The 17813-nt window shown below is 47.9% G+C and carries 16 protein-coding genes and 3 tRNA genes; 10 read left to right on the top strand and 9 right to left on the bottom strand.

What is annotated here, in order from left to right:
• Nucleotides 1-275: 275 nt before the first annotated feature.
• Nucleotides 276-719 carry a hypothetical protein gene (locus H5336_RS03780; protein ID WP_185231552.1) on the bottom strand — a complete coding sequence of 148 codons (444 nt, stop codon included), beginning with the start codon at nucleotides 717-719 and terminating at the stop codon, nucleotides 276-278.
• 29 nt (nucleotides 720-748) lie between these two features.
• Nucleotides 749-1966, bottom strand: coding sequence for a pyridoxal phosphate-dependent aminotransferase (locus H5336_RS03775; protein WP_185231550.1), 1218 nt, complete (start codon nucleotides 1964-1966; stop codon nucleotides 749-751).
• A 40-nt stretch (nucleotides 1967-2006) separates the two neighbouring features.
• Here H5336_RS03775 and msrB point away from each other — a divergent pair, with 40 nt between their 5' ends.
• Both msrB and H5336_RS03765 read left to right on the top strand, forming a co-directional pair.
• Nucleotides 2007-2414, top strand: a complete 408-nt coding sequence (gene msrB, locus H5336_RS03770; protein WP_185231548.1) for a peptide-methionine (R)-S-oxide reductase MsrB — start codon at nucleotides 2007-2009, stop codon at nucleotides 2412-2414.
• Nucleotides 2411-3079 (top strand): DNA-3-methyladenine glycosylase I, encoded by a 669-nt coding sequence (locus tag H5336_RS03765; protein ID WP_185231546.1) that lies wholly within the window; start codon nucleotides 2411-2413, stop codon nucleotides 3077-3079. Before msrB ends, H5336_RS03765 begins: the two co-directional genes overlap by 4 nt.
• 39 nt (nucleotides 3080-3118) lie before the next feature.
• On the opposite strand, the gene H5336_RS03760 is transcribed toward H5336_RS03765, so the two are convergent.
• A complete protein-coding gene (locus H5336_RS03760; protein ID WP_185231544.1) occupies nucleotides 3119-3919 on the bottom strand; it encodes a hypothetical protein in 801 nt (266 codons plus the stop codon).
• Nucleotides 3920-4247: 328 nt separating this feature from the next.
• Here H5336_RS03760 and H5336_RS03755 point away from each other — a divergent pair.
• Together H5336_RS03755 and H5336_RS03750 are read left to right on the top strand one after the other, a co-directional pair.
• A tRNA-Glu gene (locus H5336_RS03755) sits at nucleotides 4248-4323 on the top strand.
• A gap of 2 nt (nucleotides 4324-4325) precedes the next feature.
• Nucleotides 4326-4401 (top strand) — tRNA-Gly (locus H5336_RS03750).
• A gap of 737 nt (nucleotides 4402-5138) precedes the next feature.
• Here the strand turns inward: H5336_RS03750 and H5336_RS03745 are convergent.
• Nucleotides 5139-5555 (bottom strand): PA2817 family protein, encoded by a 417-nt coding sequence (locus H5336_RS03745; RefSeq protein WP_185231542.1) that lies wholly within the window; start codon nucleotides 5553-5555, stop codon nucleotides 5139-5141.
• A gap of 17 nt (nucleotides 5556-5572) precedes the next feature.
• Between H5336_RS03745 and H5336_RS03740 the strand changes: the two genes are divergently transcribed.
• From H5336_RS03740 to queF, 3 genes are read left to right on the top strand one after another with little or no spacing between them, the layout of a single operon-like run.
• Nucleotides 5573-6544, top strand: a complete 972-nt coding sequence (locus H5336_RS03740) for an ABC transporter ATP-binding protein (protein ID WP_185231540.1) — start codon at nucleotides 5573-5575, stop codon at nucleotides 6542-6544.
• Entirely contained in the window at nucleotides 6545-7318 is a 774-nt protein-coding gene (locus tag H5336_RS03735) for an ABC transporter permease (RefSeq protein ID WP_185231538.1), read from the top strand. It abuts the gene before it with no gap.
• The gene (queF, locus tag H5336_RS03730) at nucleotides 7318-8145 is read left to right on the top strand and encodes an NADPH-dependent 7-cyano-7-deazaguanine reductase QueF (protein ID WP_185231537.1); all 828 of its coding nucleotides are present in this window, start codon (nucleotides 7318-7320) and stop codon (nucleotides 8143-8145) included. The genes H5336_RS03735 and queF overlap by 1 nt, the downstream gene beginning before the upstream one ends.
• A 9-nt stretch (nucleotides 8146-8154) precedes the next feature.
• Here the strand turns inward: queF and H5336_RS03725 are convergent, their stop codons facing one another.
• Nucleotides 8155-9546 carry an adenylate/guanylate cyclase domain-containing protein gene (locus tag H5336_RS03725; protein WP_185231536.1) on the bottom strand — a complete coding sequence of 464 codons (1392 nt, stop codon included), beginning with the start codon at nucleotides 9544-9546 and terminating at the stop codon, nucleotides 8155-8157.
• A 174-nt stretch (nucleotides 9547-9720) separates the two neighbouring features.
• Entirely contained in the window at nucleotides 9721-10980 is a 1260-nt protein-coding gene (locus tag H5336_RS03720) for a coiled-coil domain-containing protein (protein WP_185231535.1), read from the bottom strand.
• Nucleotides 10981-11221: 241 nt separating this feature from the next.
• On the opposite strand from H5336_RS03720, the gene H5336_RS03715 reads away from it, so the two are divergent.
• The 3 genes from H5336_RS03715 to H5336_RS03705 all read left to right on the top strand — a co-directional run bounded on the left by H5336_RS03715 (nucleotide 11222) and on the right by H5336_RS03705 (nucleotide 16092).
• Entirely contained in the window at nucleotides 11222-12673 is a 1452-nt protein-coding gene (locus tag H5336_RS03715) for a hybrid sensor histidine kinase/response regulator (RefSeq protein ID WP_185231534.1), read from the top strand.
• A gap of 197 nt (nucleotides 12674-12870) precedes the next feature.
• Nucleotides 12871-12958, top strand: a tRNA-Ser gene (locus tag H5336_RS03710).
• A 932-nt stretch (nucleotides 12959-13890) separates the two neighbouring features.
• Nucleotides 13891-16092, top strand: coding sequence for a WD40/YVTN/BNR-like repeat-containing protein (locus H5336_RS03705; protein ID WP_185231533.1), 2202 nt, complete (start codon nucleotides 13891-13893; stop codon nucleotides 16090-16092).
• 210 nt (nucleotides 16093-16302) lie between these two features.
• On the opposite strand, the gene H5336_RS03700 is transcribed toward H5336_RS03705, so the two are convergent.
• The 3 genes from H5336_RS03700 to H5336_RS03690 all read right to left on the bottom strand — a co-directional run bounded on the left by H5336_RS03700 (nucleotide 16303) and on the right by H5336_RS03690 (nucleotide 17772).
• Nucleotides 16303-16722: a hypothetical protein gene (locus H5336_RS03700; RefSeq protein WP_185231531.1), complete on the bottom strand. Its 420-nt coding sequence runs from the start codon at nucleotides 16720-16722 to the stop codon at nucleotides 16303-16305.
• A gap of 284 nt (nucleotides 16723-17006) precedes the next feature.
• A complete protein-coding gene (locus H5336_RS03695; protein ID WP_185231529.1) occupies nucleotides 17007-17249 on the bottom strand; it encodes a hypothetical protein in 243 nt (80 codons plus the stop codon).
• 1 nt (nucleotide 17250) lies between these two features.
• Nucleotides 17251-17772: a hypothetical protein gene (locus tag H5336_RS03690; RefSeq protein ID WP_185231527.1), complete on the bottom strand. Its 522-nt coding sequence runs from the start codon at nucleotides 17770-17772 to the stop codon at nucleotides 17251-17253.
• Nucleotides 17773-17813 lie beyond the last annotated feature (41 nt).

The raw sequence follows: 17813 nt of genomic DNA, 5'->3' as shown, positions 1-17813 counted from the left end.
TGTCGCTAGAGGGCTAAGCGGTTCTCATTTACATCCGCATAGCCAGTTTGAGAACCGGGGCTATATTAACGTTAAGGGAGCGAATACAACGTTAATATAGATCAGGGTTCTAACAAACTTACGGGTACTACTTAAATGACTTTAGCTCAATTACTGAACGAAGGTACTGGTGTTGAAAATCGTGCCACACAAGCAGGTGGCTTGACAAGTAAAAGGCGACGCTGAGTCATTGAAAACCGACTGTTGGCTACTGAAGTAAGTTAGCGGGCTGGGGGTTATTGAAACTGCCTTGATTCTTCCATGTAGCGCAGTACAAGTGCCGTTAATTTGTCTGAGCTCATGTTGTTTAAGTGCTCACGAAGGGTATCGATACGGCGATTTAAAGTGGGGCGGGTTACATTTTCTTCACCCGCCAAGGCTTTTTTAGAATGGTCGTCTGGACCACTTAAAAAAGTGAAACAGCGATGACTGAGTGTTGCATCTTCGATGGCTTCCTGACGTATGGCTTGTAAATATTGGATGTAGTCTGTTTCAGTTAACCACAGCAACGTGTGAAATCCGGCTTGGAATCTTGAACTATGTAGGCCAAATTCATCGGGTGTGTCTGGGCCTGCAATATCCTCTACATACAGAATGATTTTTTGCGGGAAGTTCGCATACAGTTTTGACAGCGCTTTGGCTGTGTCCCGACAAAAATCATGAATATGTAAATTATCCATTTGTTAGTAAGTGCTCCTGCATATCGGTTTTAGGTTTTACGTCGTGTTTGTAGGAAACGGCCGAAACTTGCTATGGCGTGCTTGAGATCTTCCACCTGGGGGAGGAACACGATGCGGAAGTGATCGGGCTCTTTCCAGTTAAAAGCCGTTCCTTGTACCAGTAAAATACGCTCCTGTATCAGGAAATCCAGAATTAACTGTTGATCGTCTTCAAGATTGTACAGTTTGCGATCAATTTTAGGGAACAGGTAAATGGCACCTTTGGGCTTGATACAGCTAACGCCGGGTATTTTTGTGAGTTCTTGCCAGGCAATATCACGCTGTTCTCGCAAGCGCCCACCGGGGAGGATAAGCTCCTTGATGCTTTGATAGCCGCCCAACGCTGTTTGTACGGCGTACATGGCGGGCGCATTGGCGCATAAGCGCATGGAGGCGAGCATTTCGATGCCTTTCATGAAATCTGACGCTCGCTCCTTGGCTCCACTGAGAATCAGCCAGCCAGAACGGAAGCCTGCCAATCGGTAGGATTTGGATAGTCCGTTGAAAGTTACACAGATTACATCTTGGGCAATTTGCCCCATAGGAATGAATTTGGCATCGTCGTAAATGATTTTGCTGTAAATTTCGTCGGCAAAAATAACCAGGTTGTGTTCTCGGGCCAGTACAGCGATTTGCTCCAACAGCTCGCGGCTGTATACCGCGCCCGTTGGGTTGTTGGGGTTGATGATGACAATCGCTCGGGTTTTAGCGGTAATTTTTTGGCGAATATCGTTTAGGTCGGGAAACCAGTCACTTTGTTCGTCGCAGAGATAATGAACAGCATTTCCGCCAGCAAGGTTCACGGCGGCGGTCCACAGGGGGTAGTCGGGTGATGGCACTAGCACTTCATCGCCATCGTTGAGCAGCGCTTGGTTGGCCATGACAATTAATTCGCTTACACCGTTACCAAGGAAGATATCGTCAATATCCACACCTGGAACCTGAAGCCTTTGGCACTCTTGCATAATGGCCTTGCGTGCGGCAAATAAACCGCGAGATTCGGTATAGCCTTGTGCATTGCGGATATTGTGTATCACATCGGCTATGATTTCGTCCGGAGCATCAAAACCAAAAGGCGCTGGATTGCCGATGTTAAGTTTGAGGATTTTATGGCCTTCTTCTTCGAGGCGCACGGCGTGTTCAAGTACCGGCCCGCGAATATCGTAGCAAACGCCGTTAAGCTTTTCGGATTTTTTAAGTTGTGGCATCTTCATTCAACGAGGTTAACGTAATTAAGAGGAGCAGATTATGTCAGATCAGCAAAAAAATGACGATGATAAGTGGCGTACTAAGCTCACGCCAGAAGAGTTCCGTATTTGTCGAGAAAAGGGAACTGAGCCAGCATTTTCTGGAAAATATTGGGAGCACAAGGCCGAAGGAAAGTTCAATTGTAAATGCTGTGGTGAACCATTGTTCTCTTCCAGCCAAAAGTACGACTCCGGGTGCGGCTGGCCTAGCTTCTTCGCGCCGCTGGAGAAAAGCGTTGTGCGCGAGACGTTAGATCGTACCCACGGTATGGTACGTACCGAAGTTACATGTGAACGCTGTGGTTGCCACCTAGGGCATGTATTTACCGATGGACCGCAACCGACGGGGCTGCGCTACTGTGTTAATTCTACTTCAGTGAGTTTTCGAGAGGGAGACAGTGAAGCATGATCAGTTTTCGCGAGCTTTACGCTACCGCCGTTCTTCATAAAGGCGGGGAATCTGCGGTAGAGTCTTTGCTGCCCAAGGCGAAATCGGCTAGCCAGTTGCGCAAGCAGTCCGATGCGTATTATCTATCAAACCTATGTTTACGTATTTTTCGTGCGGGGCTCAAACATGACATGGTGGATAGGCGGTGGCCCGCATTCGAGCAAGCCTTCAATAATTTTGACCCTTTTTTATGCGCAATGCTAAGTGATGATGAGCTTGATGTTCATATGAGTAATAAAAGCCTTATTCGCCATTTGGGTAAGATTAAGTCCATTCGCGCTAACGGTCTATTTTTACAGGATGTGGCGAAAGAGGCTGGCAGTTTTGGTCAGTGGCTGGCAGATTGGCCGGTAGAGGATACGGTAGGCCTCTGGCTGGCGTTAAAAAAGCGAGGTAGCCAGCTCGGCGGTATGTCTGGGCCCTATTTTCTGCGTATGGTGGGTAAGGATACGTTCTTGATCACCCGAGATGTTGCTGCGGTCTTGGTGGCACAGGGCGTTGTAGAAAAAGCCCCTACCTCACAAAAGGAATTAAAGAAAGCTGAAGATACCTTTAAGCAGTGGCGAGAGGAGTGTGGCCGCCCCTATTGTGAGATTAGTCGTATAGTTTCGATGACCACATTGTAGTCAAGTAAGGTAAGCGAGGGGTTGGTGATCGAGTGGTTGCTAGTCGTATATGTGCTTTTTCTTCCAGCTTCCTTCGTCAGAATCAAACTTGTCCCATTCGTCGGCGATATCTTCCTGTTCTGCCTGCTCAGCTTCGTCAGCTGGTTGATGATCGTCGTCATCGACATCGGTGGTCAGTTGCTCCATGAGCTGCCGGTAGGTGGTTTTCAGCGATGCAACCCGCTGATCAAACTGCCCGGGACGTGCTTCACGGGCTATTAGCTTAAGTGCGAGGTCATAATAATGCGCGGCTAGCTTGATTTTACTTGCTTGGGCTGCGGCCTTTCCCTGTGCAACATAGCCGTCGACGGTCAATTGCAGGGTAAGTATTTTGATTTGATTGCGATAGTTATCGGCTTGACCTTTGTTAATAGCGCTTTTGCTTTCCTGATGGTGAATAAAGCGGTATAGCTCCTCTAGGCAAATTTTAACTTCTTTAATTTGCTGTGCACTTTCCAAGATTACCGGTTTGTTAGGTTTTGTGGTTCTCTGGGTTTCTGTCATTTGCGTGGTGATTGACTGTAAGTCCTGCATATGGCTGGGCTCACGGGGCTCTAGTTTAGCCAGCTGCTCACTTACGTCTATTAGGCAGCGTTGAACCAGCAGCGTCAGTTCACGCGGTAGAAAGCCCTCAGGAAAGCCATTTATCATAAATTTGAAACTGCGTGAACGGGCCTTCAAGGCTGTGAGCACGCGTTTTCGCTGTTCGCGTTTCTGGCGCAGGGTTTGCGCTACAAAGGCATAGCACACCAGTGTGGCAAGCAAAACAATGATAGAGGCAATAATATTGACGGATGACATGGGCGAATTCGCGAAGCGTCGGAAACCAGTTACTCTTCTATCAAGGCTAGTTGCTGATTGCCAGTTAAGCAAATTGCGCGAGCGAGGGAGGGTGCCCCAAGTCTTTGTTTTCTAGTTGTTTTTTTCTGGAGTCCGCGATTGAATAACCGCCAGATTGGTGAGAATCAGACCAATTCAGCATGATTAAATGACACTTAATGCCTCAATTGTAATTTGGTTAATACTTTTTGATACTTCTTCGGCAAAAGTGTTGACAGCCTACGACGGTCTCAATAGAATGCGCGCTCTTCTGAAATGACAAGCATGTCAGATCAGAAATTACCGATGCGTCCCCTTCGTCTAGAGGCCTAGGACACCGCCCTTTCACGGCGGTAACAGGGGTTCGAACCCCCTAGGGGACGCCACTGCGGGAATAGCTCAGTTGGTAGAGCACAACCTTGCCAAGGTTGGGGTCGCGAGTTCGAGTCTCGTTTCCCGCTCCAGTTTTGAATAGTCAGAGATGTACGCTGACTGTGAAGTCTTTAGTTTTGATTGCATCAATTGGATCAAGCGAAGCATTTTAAAAGCGCAACCTAACGGTTGCGCTTTTTTTTTGCCTACAGGATGTAGGTATGCCGTGGAGCACAGGGATGTGCGGGAACGGCGGCCACAGGATGTAGGACAGAAAATTGCTCCTGCATTTTCTGCACTTCCGCCATCCATGGCGGTCGTATGCCGTGGAGCACAGGGGCAGCTCCATTGCATCCATGCAATCGCTGCATTAGTGCGTCCGTGCACGTCATGTGCGGGAACGGCGGCCACAGGATGTAGGACAGAAAATTGCTCCTGCATTTTCTGCACTTCCGCCATCCATGGCGGTCGTATGCCGTGGAGCACAGGGGCAGCTCCATTGCATCCATGCAATCGCTGCATTAGTGCGTCCGTGCACGTCATGCGCGGGAACGGCGGCCACAGGATGTAGGACAGGAAATTGCTCGACTTTGTCTCCTGAGTCGTTCTAACGATTACATCCCTGTCATCGTCCTGTATTTTCTGCACTTCCGCCATGAGCTCGCCCCGCGAACGAAGTGAGTGCTTTGGGTGCCATGGCGGTCGTATGCCGCGGAGCACAAGAGCAGTGGCGACTGAGACCGCAGTATAAGCGTGGTACTGATATGGCGCCTTTTTGGCCTTAAAGGCCTCTGGAGAGGCTGGCGTTGGGGGGCGTCAAGGGTTTACGCTATTGCAGGTTAAATATCTGCTCGCGCATTTCTTCATAGGGGACAAAGGTTTCAGTTTCCGAGTCTTGGGTATGAAAGCTTTCGTCTAGCTTTTGAAATTTTGTAATTTCTTCGTCGCCTAAATAGTGCAGGCAATCACCACCGAAAAACCAGAATAGATCGCGAGCGACCAGAGGCGTAATGTGGGGGTAGCGGGCAACAATCGCGGTTATAATCCATTGGCCCAGAGGGTAGCCCTCTTCGCTGGCATTGAGGTCGCTGCTCAGCTTGTCGAAATATTCTATAAATTGCGTATCTTGCTCACTTGGTTCATGGTCATCGGTGCGGGTAAAGGGTAATAGCTGACGAATCTGTGTCAGCAGGTTAACTACCAGTTGCTGATGAAACTTTTGGTATTCTGAAACGGTATTTTCCACGGAGCATTTTTCCGATTATGTATGATTTAACAGAAGCAACGCCAGCAAGCGAAAAGTCCGAGCTGGCACTGGATATCAGTGGGCTGTGTAAAACCTATGGCAACGCATTTGAGGCACTAAAAGGTATAGACCTAAAAGTGGCGCCGGGTGATTTTTTTGCGTTACTGGGCCCCAACGGAGCCGGCAAGTCTACCACTATTGGCATCTTGTGTTCGCTGGTGCGAAAGTCTGCCGGACAAGTGCGTATCTTCGGCCATGATATCGACCGGGAATTCTCCGCTGCTAAGCAATTATTGGGGTTGGTACCGCAGGAATTCAACTTCAATATGTTTGAAAATATTAAAGATATTGTCACCAACCAGGCCGGTTACTACGGCTTGCCTAAGGCACTGGCAGAGGCGCGAGCAGAAAAGTATTTAAAGCATTTGGGTCTGTGGGAGAAACGGAATCAGCAGGCACGTAACCTTAGTGGCGGTATGAAGCGTCGCTTGATGATTGCGCGCGCATTGGTGCACGAGCCTAAACTTCTCATTTTAGATGAACCTACGGCAGGTGTTGATATCGAATTGCGCCGCAGCATGTGGGAGTTTTTGAAGGACATAAATGAAGCCGGTACCACCATTATATTAACAACACATTACCTAGAGGAAGCTGAGAGCCTTTGCCGGAATGTTGCTATCATCAATCACGGTGAAATTGTTGAAAACACCAGTGTCAAAGCATTACTGAAACAGTTGAATAGAGAAACCTTTATTTTGGATGTGGCGCAACCCGTGGAAAGCCTGCCACAATTTGACACCTACGCGGTGGAGCAAACGGATACCACAACACTTGAGGTTTCGGTTGCAAGTGGGACGTCGATGAACGATCTGTTTCGACAACTTTCTACCCAAGGGATAGACGTGATTAGCCTGCGTAATAAAGTGAATCGTCTAGAGGAACTCTTCGTTAGGCTGGTTAATGCGCAAAGCTCAGGAGGGGAAGAGTAGATGAATGCCCATCAGCAGCTTATTGCATTTCGAACGATCGTTACCAAAGAAATTCGCCGCTTTACTCGAATATGGGTGCAAACGCTAATTCCACCGGTCATTACCATGGCGCTTTATTTCGTTATTTTCGGCAGCCTAATCGGCGCCCGTATTGGAGAAATGGGCGGGTTTGACTATATGTCGTTTGTGGTTCCCGGGTTAATCATGATGGCTGTTATTAACAATTCCTACTCCAACGTGGTGTCATCTTTTTACTCAGCGAAATTCACTAAAAGTATTGAAGAGTTGCAGGTTAGCCCTACGCCGAATTACATTATTATGGCGGGTTATGTCTGTGGTGGTTCGTTGCGGGGCTTAGCTGTGGGTTCGGTGGTAACCTTAATTTCGCTTTTTTTTACAGATCTCAAAATTCATGATCCGTTGGTAACGGTGAGTGTGATACTGCTCACCGCGGTGCTGTTTTCGATTGCGGGTATGATTAACGCCATATTTGCGAATTCGTTTGACGATATTTCAATAATTCCAACGTTTGTACTTACGCCACTCACCTATCTTGGCGGGGTGTTTTATTCGATCAGTTTACTGCCTGAATTTTGGCAGGGGGTGTCTAAATTGAACCCGGTTTTCTACATGGTTAATGCGTTTCGCTATGGCATTCTTGGCGTGTCTGATGTCGATATAACGTGGGCATTTATAGGCATTGTTTTATTTTTGGTAGTTCTAGGCTCCTATTGCCTATATCTGCTGGAGTATGGAAAGAGGTTGCGTACCTGATGGCATCAATAAAGCTTGGCGAAACGGCTAGCTATGTATCCAACTACGACCCTTCGCTTTTAGAGCCTATCGCGAGGAGCCAATCGCGTATCCTATTGCTCGAGGGTAAAGGTGCGCCGTTTATCGGTTTGGATATTTGGACAGCGTACGAAGTTTCGTGGTTATTACCTGGCGGTAAACCCCAGGTAGCAATTGCTGAATTTGTTTTTCTCGCCGACAGCGATGCCATTATTGAATCGAAATCGCTTAAATACTATTTAAACTCGCTTAATCAAACGCGGTTTGAGTCGGTAGCGGCGGTAAAAGCACAATTACAGGCGGACCTTACAGCGGCCAGTGGTGCTGACGTACAGGTAACGCTTTACCCGGTAGACGCTTACCCAAAAGCGCTGGCGCCACCACGGGGCAGCTGTGTGGACGACCTTCAATGCAAGATAGATTCCTACCGGCCCGACAGTAATATGCTGGTGTTTAACAGCACCCAAGTGGAGGGTGTTTGCTTGTACAGCCATTTACTTAAAAGTAATTGCCCGGTTACTGGGCAGCCAGATTGGGCAACGGTGTGGATTCAATACTCTGGTCGGGAACTGTTACCAGAAAGCTACTTGCGCTATGTTATTTCCTTTCGCGAACATCAGGATTTTCATGAAAACTGCGTGGAGAAAATATTCTGTGATCTATTGGCGCAGGGAGAGTTAGATGCTTTGGCTGTTTATGCGCGCTATACCCGTCGGGGGGGCTTGGATATAAACCCATACAGAGCGACACCCAACTTAGGTAAAGACCTGCCGGCAGCACTTAACATGTGCCGTATTGCCCGACAGTAGAGGTGTGCTTTATTTAATAACTTTATCCCGCAGTTTTTCGGCAGCACTCTCGAGTGCATCAACAACGGTGTTTTTGTCGTAGTTGCGAATTTTATCGAGATCGAGATGCATGGAAAACCCCTCAGCATTTTCCTCAAAATAACTTTGGTGCCGACCAAGGTCTTTGCGAAAGTCCACCACCTGATATACCTTTATGGGGTGGCTGAAACCTTTTGCGGTTATCTCGCCCTTGTCTCGGCACATAATCACATCTTTAACCAGTGACCAGGTTTCATGGGAAATAAGAATTTCGCCGGGATCAGCGGCCGACTCTAGGCGGCTGGCAAGGTTTACGTGGGTACCCAATACGGTGTAATCCATATATTGGGTTGTGCCAAAAGACCCCACCGTGCAGTAGCCGGTATTTATCCCCATACGGATTTGTAGGGGTTTTTTTATACCTTGGTTATACCAGCGTGTTTGCAGCTCTTTCATCTTTTTACGCATATCAATCGCCATACCCAGACAACGTATGCAGTCGGCTTTTAGTCCCTCACTGCCCGTATCACCAAAAATCACCATAATGGCATCGCCCATAAACTTATCGATGGTGCCGCGATGCTTGGTGGCAATGGTTACCATCTCCGTGAGGTAGGTATTGAGTAAATCGGTGAGTGTTTCCGCTTCCAACTCTTCCGCTAGGCTGGAAAAACCACGTATATCGGAAAAAAACACGGAAACGCGTTTGCGCTCCGATGCGAGTGTTTGTTCTCTCCCCTCATTAATTGCTTTCCATACTGTAGGGGTGAGATAGCGGGCCAATTTATAGGTGCGTAATTTGTAGAGGGTTTGCTCATTTACCAATTGTTTGTTGTGCATAATAAGCTTGCGAATGCGCGTATGGACAAAAATAGCGTAGGCGCAAAAATAAGTAAAGATGCCAATAAGGCTAACGATGCTGATCTCGAGTTTGTCGGACAGCACCCAGTCGGGGTCGCGCAATAAAAAGGTACAGGTAACCCCCCCAACAAAGGCCGCGTTGTCGGCCAGCCACTTTTTAACCCCGCCATTGATCAGTCCGTTAAATTGAATCATGGTGATAAAGAGAATTGAGGGCAGCAGACTGAAGTTAGATAGGCCAAGCACTATGCCAATAATAAAGGCATCCAGCATCATTACCCGGTCGAAGATTAGGTCGCGCTGTTTGTCGAATATGCGTTTGCGCAGCCACAGGTATGAAGCAGCAGCATAGGTGAGAATACCGACGGCGATTAGCGCGTCAATGATATTGATGGCCTGCCAATTGAGGTTAACCATCAAGGTGCCCGCCGCCGCAATACAGATGAGCGTGCGAACGTCGTTTTGTCTGAGAGAAAAGTCTGCTGCGAGTTTTTCGGAAACCTGATTCGTGGGCTCAGCCATTTATTATCCTAGTAACAGTGTTTAAGGCTTGTACAGACTGTATTGGCAGTAACCAAATCGATTACATTATGCCTTAAGACAACAATAAACAGTTGTCATTGGTGGCCGCTATTCTAGCGACCCATGAGCAGTGCAACAATAGCTTTTAAAGGCTGTGAGAATGGTGTGGTCGCGTTATTGGCTCATCTTAAGGTCCAGGAACTTCTCCTCCAGCTCCGCATAGCGTGATTCCAGCTCAGACAATTCTTTTTTGAGCTTGTGGGAGTTGCCTGTATCGTTGGGGGGGGCAGCCTCGATGGCTTTTAGTTTGGAGGAGAGGCGTCGGTTTTCAGATTTGATGGCGGTAAACTGAAGTTCGTATTCGTCGTTTTGGTCGCGTAGCTCTTTTAGGCTGCCTTTAAGAGCCGGCAGTTGGGAGAGTCGAGTTTGAAGTTGCTCCACTTCTTTGTGTGCCGTTGTCAGTTCGTCTTCCAGTAGCTGGATACAGGTTTCAGACTCCTGCACAAAGCGAATTTGCTTTTGCAGTTGCCCCTGTAATTCATTTACAACTAGCTCCTTTTCTTCGGCGGTGTTTGAGTCACGCAGCTTACGCTGTAATTCGGTGATGATTTTATGCTGGTCTGCGGCAACGGCTCTCAGGTGGCGAACTTCACTTGTGGATTCTTCACCGGTTGCGCTACTGTTAAGAATGTTTTGACCCTCGACACCGGCTTCAAGTATGTCGTTAAAAACATTATAACTGGATTGGTAAGCCTTCAGAACCTGTTCGATTTCGTTGCTGTTTTCGGCTTCGGCTGTTAGCTCACTGATCTGACTCATGTGAACTTGGGCATTTTCCTTGCTGGATTCCCACTGCTGTTCTAGATCAAAGTACAGTGCCTTAAAGCGCTCGAGGTTTTGCACCCTTTTCTTGGCGGCGGTCAACTCCTGAAGTAGGGCGTCCATTTCTTCGGGGTATACACCGGCCTCAGGGGCCTGTGTGTAAACGGCTTGGTAATCGAATAGCTTCTCGTAACGGGATTGCAACACTTTCCAGTCGGCGTGGTCGTTGAGTTTGTTAGCTGTGGCTTCTTTTTCCGCCTGGAGGATGGCGTAGCGTAAAGCGGCCACACGTCTCGGTAGCGGCGTTTCGGGGTCTAGGTCGAGTACTAGGTCTTGTCCTGCATCCAGCCGGTCGTGGTGTTCTCGAATAAAATCGAGCTGTTTGTTTAGCATTTGCTTGTAGCCAACATCCTTTGCGGAAGACTCTTCCTTTGATGTTTTAGCGGCTGACCGAGCGGCCCGCAAGTCTACAACGAGCTGTTCCATTCTTAATTGTAGCTTCTTTACTAGGCCGCGTAGAGAACGGTTTTGTAGGAGCAGAAATACGCATATCAACAGAAGTAACACGGCAACTTCTGCTGTGGCGATAAGGTAGATATTGGAAGCCTGCATTCACAAACCTTTAGCCCATTTTTGTGCACGGTTTCAAACAAGTATGGACCACATACTAGTCAAAATCGATATATAGGGCTCAAAAGGCTACGTAGGGTGTTACAGGTGGTAATTTGCAGAGCACTTACCCTAGAGCTGAGTGCTTTTTAGGTGTCTGGCGAAAAAACAACCCGATGCCCGGCGAATTAGGCGGAGATAAGCTACTTTTAAAGATGCAATTGGATCACGCTTAGCTAATGTTATGACCGAAAAAATCCTAATCATTGAAGACGCTCGCTCATTCTCGCGTGTGCTCAAGAGCCTAATCGAGCAGGCGCACGGTTTTGTTGTGGATGTTGTGGAAGACTACGCTTCCGCCAGAGCGTTATTGGAGGGGGCTGGCCAGGACTATTTTGTCGCCATTGTCGACTTACACTTGCCGGATGCGGTGGATGGTAAAGCGGTAGAGTTAGTTTCTAGAGCCGGTATTCCGGCCATAGTGTTTACCGCTGTTAGTGACCGCGCGATGGAGGAGGACCTGTGGTTGCGAGGAATTGCCGATTACGCGCATAAATCCGGCGCTTTCAGCCTTGAATATGTGGTGTGGGCTGTTAATCGCATCTATCTCAATCGAAACCTTGCGGTTATGGTGGTGGACGACTCACGGGTTGCACGGCGCAATATGGAGAGGTTGCTTAAACGGCAGAACTACCAGATACATTCGGTTGCCAGCGGCGAAGAGGCTCTCGATTGCATTGAGCGAAACCCCGACATCGCTATTGCCGTGGTCGACTGTTTTATGGAGGGTATGGGCGGCTTGGCGCTAACTGGCGCGTTACGAGAAGTTAAAAGCAGTAGCGAGCTTGAAATTATTGGCGTATCGGCTCAGGGTGGTCAGAATTTGCCCGCTCAATTCATAAAAGCCGGAGCTAATGATTACCTGGTAAAGCCTTTTGTACCAGAAGAATTGCTCTGTCGTATCAATCGAAGCGCTGACCGTATTGAATCTTACATTACTCAGAAAAAACTTAACGAGGATAAAAACAAGTTGTTGGGTACTGCTGCTCACGATATACGTGGCCCGCTGGCAGCGATAAACACCGCGTCAAAAATGATACTGCATCAGCATGTAGATAATCGTCGCGTAAACGCCATGGCTGAAATGATAAACAAAAATAGCATGGGCCTGATTGAGCTATTAGAGAGCTTGTTGGATGTATCGGCTATAGAAAGCGGGCGAACGGAGCTGCATTTATCCAAGGTAGATCTAAGCAACACTTTGCAGGAGCGGGTAGAGCTGTATACAGAGCAAGCTGAGAACAAACAAATTAAGCTCAATCTTCGGCTGGATATACCCGAAGGTATGATCACTTTCTTAGATGATATAAAAATCAAGCAGGTTGTCGATAATTTGATCAGCAACGCGATCAAGTACTCCTATTCGGCCGCATCGGTTGATATTTGTTTAAGTCGAGATGGTGACCTGCTGTTACTCAGCGTACGCGATTTCGGTGCTGGAATACCTGAACCGGAAGCGGAAAAACTGTTTAAACCCTTTTCTGTTCTTAGCAGCAAATCGACGGCGGGTGAAAAACAAACAGGCCTGGGTTTGGCTATTACTAAAAATATTATCGAAGCTCATAAAGGTAAAATTTACTACAAGCCAGCCACGGGTGGAGGCTCGTATTTCTTTGTAGAGCTGCCCGTAGGCTAGTTTCGCCCCATCTTACGTGTTACCTCCAAAAACGACATTTTCCAGAGATTGCCTTTCGCTAAAGGTTTGTGTAGAGTGTGCCGCCTTCTGGAGCTCCTCGGTGAGATTCTATGAATTGCTCGGCTATAAGCTGGCGGGGCAGGCGTACTGCCTTCGAGTTAGATATTAGCTTGTAGTGAAACGCGAAATTACAATTTGGTGAGGTGTCCGAGTGGTCGAAGGAGCACGCCTGGAAAGTGTGTGTGTCGTAAGGCACCGAGGGTTCGAATCCCTCCCTCACCGCCATATACAAAAAACCCAGCCTAGTGCTGGGTTTTTTGTATATGGCGGTGAGGGAGGGTGAGAACTCTCGTGGTTCGACTAAATGCTTGGAGCATTTTGGTCCGCCGAAGGCGCCCGAAGGGGCGGGCACATGGATGTGCCTGAGACAATCCCGCCCAAATACGATGACAGTAGGTTATCCAAAACGCAGCCTAGTGCTGGGTTTTTTGTATATGGCGGTGAGGGAGGGTGAGAACTCTCGTGGTTCGACTAAATGCTTGGAGCATTTTGGTCCGCCGAAGGCGCCCGAAGGGGCGGGCACATGGAAGTGCCTGAGACAATCCCGCCCAAATACGATGACAGTAGGTTATCCAAAACCCAGCCTAGTGCTGGGTTTTTTGTATATGGCGGTGAGGGAGGGTGAGAACTCTCGTGGTTCGACTAAATGCTTGGAGCATTTTGGTCCGCCGAAGGCGCCCGAAGGGTTGGGCACATGGATGTGCCTGAGACAATCCCGCCCAAATACGATGACAGTAGGTTATCCAAAACCCAGCCTAGTGCTGGGTTTTTTTGTATATGGCGGTGAGGGAGGACGGTAACTCTCGCATAACCTTCGTACTTACTATCTGTGTTTTAATGCCTTTCCGTTTCTTTTTGGCCCTCCCCGTTGGGGTGCGGGTCATGCTTTTGTATGGCATGGGGCGAGTTGACGATTAAGCTTTGTCTCCCTGTGTAATAGCAGCGGGTTAGGAGACCAGCAGGTTTGCATTCGATGAATTCGCATATTCAAAATTGGAATGCCGAAAAGCTTGAATGGTTGACCAATTTGTGAGATTAAATAGTATGTGAGATTAAGTAGTACAAGTTGCGGTACGCGAAAAACCTGATAAATATAACAATAATTGGATGCGCGACCTTCTCTTCGGTCAGCGCTCCCGTTTCCAAGGACAACACCCATGACGATACGCCTGTGTCTAATTATGCTCCTTAGCTTTGCTCTTATTGCCTGTGACGCAGGTAACAGCGCAAAAACGCCCAATTACCGGGCTGAGGTCTTTAACCCTAAATGGATGACCGGTGAGTACGCTGAGGGAAGTGAAAGCTTTTATCTCGCAGGTGAGCAAGGGGCTATTGCATATTCGAGTGATGGCGTAGTGTGGAAGAGTAGCGATACACCGGTTACTCACACATTGCGCGACATCAGTGTGAACCCTTCGGGCAGCGTGATGATTGCGGTCGGCGAGGGTGGCACTATTTTGCGTTCCACTAATCGGGGCGAAACCTGGGGTAAAGCTAAGTTGAACCTGCCAGAGGCAGCCGATCTTGCTGAAACACGTCTAAATACGTCGCTGTATGTGGAAAGTAAAAAGACATGGGTGGCGGCGGGTACGCAAAATGCCATTCTGTATTCGTCTGATGATGGTTTGAGTTGGCGGTTGGTGTCCTATAACACGACGGAAGAGCAGGCTGAAATTCTTCAATTGTTTATTGAGGAGAAAACGGGGGATGTGTTTTTGGGTGCTCAATTTGGCACTACGGGGCGATCTACCGATGGCGGTTTTAAGTGGGAGTTTAGTCAGCATGATATGCAGCCTTCAGGCAGCTACATTCCACACGTTGTTGGTTTTCATCAATACGATGAGTTGTTGTTCGCGGCGGCGGATCATGGCCGATTACTGGTGTCTGATGATAGCGGTAAAAACTGGCGATTAACCCGTGTGCCTACCGCAGGCTATGTCACCGGCAGTGCTTACGATCCAGAGTACGACGTTATTGCACTTTCCACGCAGATGGGCGATATCCTCGTTTCAAAAGACAAAGGGCAAAGCTGGGCGCCTGTTCCCTTAAGGGTTAATAACTGGCCGAGTGATGATATTCCTTATCTTTCGAGCATTATTTACGATAGCAAAAGTAAATCACTTTTAGTGGTTGGTAGCTCTGGGGTTATGGCTCGCTCCAGTGATGGCGGGGCAACGTGGTTCGCCGATGTGTTCAAACCTTTATTTAATATGAGTATTACTACGCTGATGCACAGTGAGGCGAAGAATACGTTCGTGGCGGCCGGGCTAGGTGGCACTATCGCAACGTCTAACAGGTTAAGTATTTCGGCGTTGCCGGTGGAAAACTGGGTGTCGGTGCGACCTGGGATCGACCAATACATACGTAAGGCCATTCATATACCGGGTACCGATACTTTTGTGGCCGTTGGTCAGTTGGGTGGCATCTGGCGCTCAGAAGACGATGGCTTAAGTTGGTCTGCTATTGATGTAGATTATCCGTTTAAAAATCAACCGCCCCATTTGCGCGATATTGTTTTAGATAAAGCTACTGGTGTTCTTATTGCTGCGGGGCCAGCGGGAAGCATTATACGCTCTACGGATAATGGCCTGAGTTGGGTATCGGTGTACCAGGGAGAATTTAGTAAAGGCGAGGCATTTACACAAATTTTATACAGTGAGGACACCAATGCTTATCTTGCGATAGAGGTATTGTATCGATCTGTTTATGAATCTAAAGACGCGGGCGAGTCATGGCAAAAAATTTCGACCATTGAAAGTGTAAACCGGAATTTATGGCATAGCGCTATTTCGAAAGCAAACGCGTTAATGTTTACCGTTGGTGAGAAGGGTGGCGTTGCAGTTAGCCGGGATAATGGTCGTACGTGGTTGATGGCGGACACTCATGCATTGAATGATCTCTATGGCGCCTATGCCGATAGTGAAAGTAATGTCCTGTTAGCGGTTGGCTCCCATGGCAAAATATTGCGCTCCGAAGAGGGCAGCACTTGGGCTGCGGCAGAGTCGGCAACGGTAAATACCTTACGCAGAGTGGTAAAAGAACCTCGTTCGGGTGCGCTGTTGGCCTTTGGCCAAGAGGGTACCATCGTTAGATCTACTGATCGGGGTAAAAATTGGGCCAATGTGAGTTCGCCCGAATATACGGGTGAATTACGCAGCGCGCTATTTGAGAGTGGCTCGGCGAATGTGATTTTGGTTGGTCGAGATGGTGCCATCCTGCGCTCGCAAGATGGCGGGCAGAGTTGGGTTAGGCTGAAAAGTGGGTCTACACTGCATTTCCGTAATGCCGCGACCAACCCCGAGACCGGCACGTTAATTGTTGTAGGTCAAAGCTTGTCGCGATTGAGTGAGGTGCTATAAGCGCGTGTTACTAGGCTTAGGAAGCCCTTAATTACATCTAACTTCTAGTTTTTAGGTGGGCCAGCCGCAAGGCATGACTATACGGACGCAGACCGACGCAGGGAATCAGCGTCGGGAGGTCGGGTAAGTTTCATCAGGTATTGTTGGGTTTGAAACAATGCGGGTTTTATAAACCTGGAAAAACACGGTAGTCTTTCTTTACGTCAGGTATTAATACACACCGCGCTGTTCGGTTTTTTCGCGGTAGGCGCTTAAAAGCTCTTTGAATTCGGTATTGGTATAGTTTTCTAGCAGAGTGTACTGATCCATTGGGTAGCTGCTGTGATCCAACTCTCGGCGAATTTCCTGGAGAAAGCTATGCTTGTAGCGCATGGCGGCCATTTCGAGGTCTTTTAACAATTTTTCGCTCTGCTCTTTACTCAAAGGGTAGTCTTGATCAAAGCCCGAAGATTGCAGTTTTTCTTCGAATTGTTGCTTGCGTTTTAAGCGGGTGAATAAAACGGCTTCCTGTTGAACGTTGTCTAACGGAAATAGGCTGTTGACACCAAGAGTGTATTGATTGAAGTGTTTTTGTTCTTCATCTGAATCTTTTAGTGCCGTAAATCGCTGGCGAGTTTCATCGTCCAGCAATTCCTCAATTTGTGTGTTGACGTTTTCTAGCTCACTTTCTATATCCCAGAGGCTATCTTTATCGATACCGCTGTCATCGCCGAACTCTTTTGCGTCTTTGATTTTTAGGGCCAGCGCTTCACGTTGCTCTAGTAGTAGTTTTAGCTGCTCAAGTTGGCCTGTTGATAGGTCGAGCTTTGCGAACAGGAATCGATATTTTCGCGCAACTATGTCGCCCAGTGATTCATCGTATCGTTCATTTCGGGTTTGTCGGTTTCCGCTAGAAACTCTTCCGGTAATGTTTCTTACTCATAGGAAACCAGGGTTTCAATGGTTGGGGGTTGAACTTTTCGTTGGGCGATTTCACGTTGAATTTTGGTGATTTCGCCATCAAATTTAGTCGAAAGGTCGCTCAGGCGGTTATCGCATTGATGTGCGCTGTTAGCAAGTTTTTGACTGATGTCGATATGTTTTTGGTACGCATACCCGGCATGGGTAATGGCGGCTATACCGATAAGGGCCAAAACGATGTTCAATCGGCTGATCATGTTACAGGTTTCGCTCTTTTAAATATTCGTACCGGCTGTAGTCTATTGGGTCGGTAAGTAAGTTTTCTATGCGTTGTTCAATGCTTGCGAGTTGTTCCTGCATTTTTTCCGGCGCCGGTTGAGATGTAGAGGCGTTGTTGACTTGCTGTGCTAGCTTTTCTCTTTCGAGTAAAAGGCGGCCGAGCCTTTTCTTGTCTGAGGCTTCTATTTGCGCTGTTTTTAGTAGGAATTCATATTTGTTGCTGATGGCTCGAACTTGATGGCCGTATGAAACCATTTCTTCTAGTGGTGGGCGTTCTAATTTTTTTGTAATGGTTTTACGAATAACGCGTTGTTGTGGTACATCTGCGAGTAGCTCGTCTATTTTTGTTTGGTAGTTTTTTCCCAGCTGCGAGGCTTTTAGCTCGCACAGGGCTTTACTGGCGTGTGCAGACTTTTCCAGTGCTCGGGTTTGAAAATAGAAAAATGTCGAACTACCTAACGAGGCAATGACAAGTAGAAGTATTAAAAACCTGAAGGTCATTTGCACACCCTTTACAGTAAAAAAAGCATGGGACAGCCCTA

The organism is Teredinibacter franksiae, from assembly GCF_014218805.1.
Lineage (GTDB): Bacteria > Pseudomonadota > Gammaproteobacteria > Pseudomonadales > Cellvibrionaceae > Teredinibacter > Teredinibacter franksiae.
This window is presented reverse-complemented; position numbering and strand designations above follow the sequence as displayed.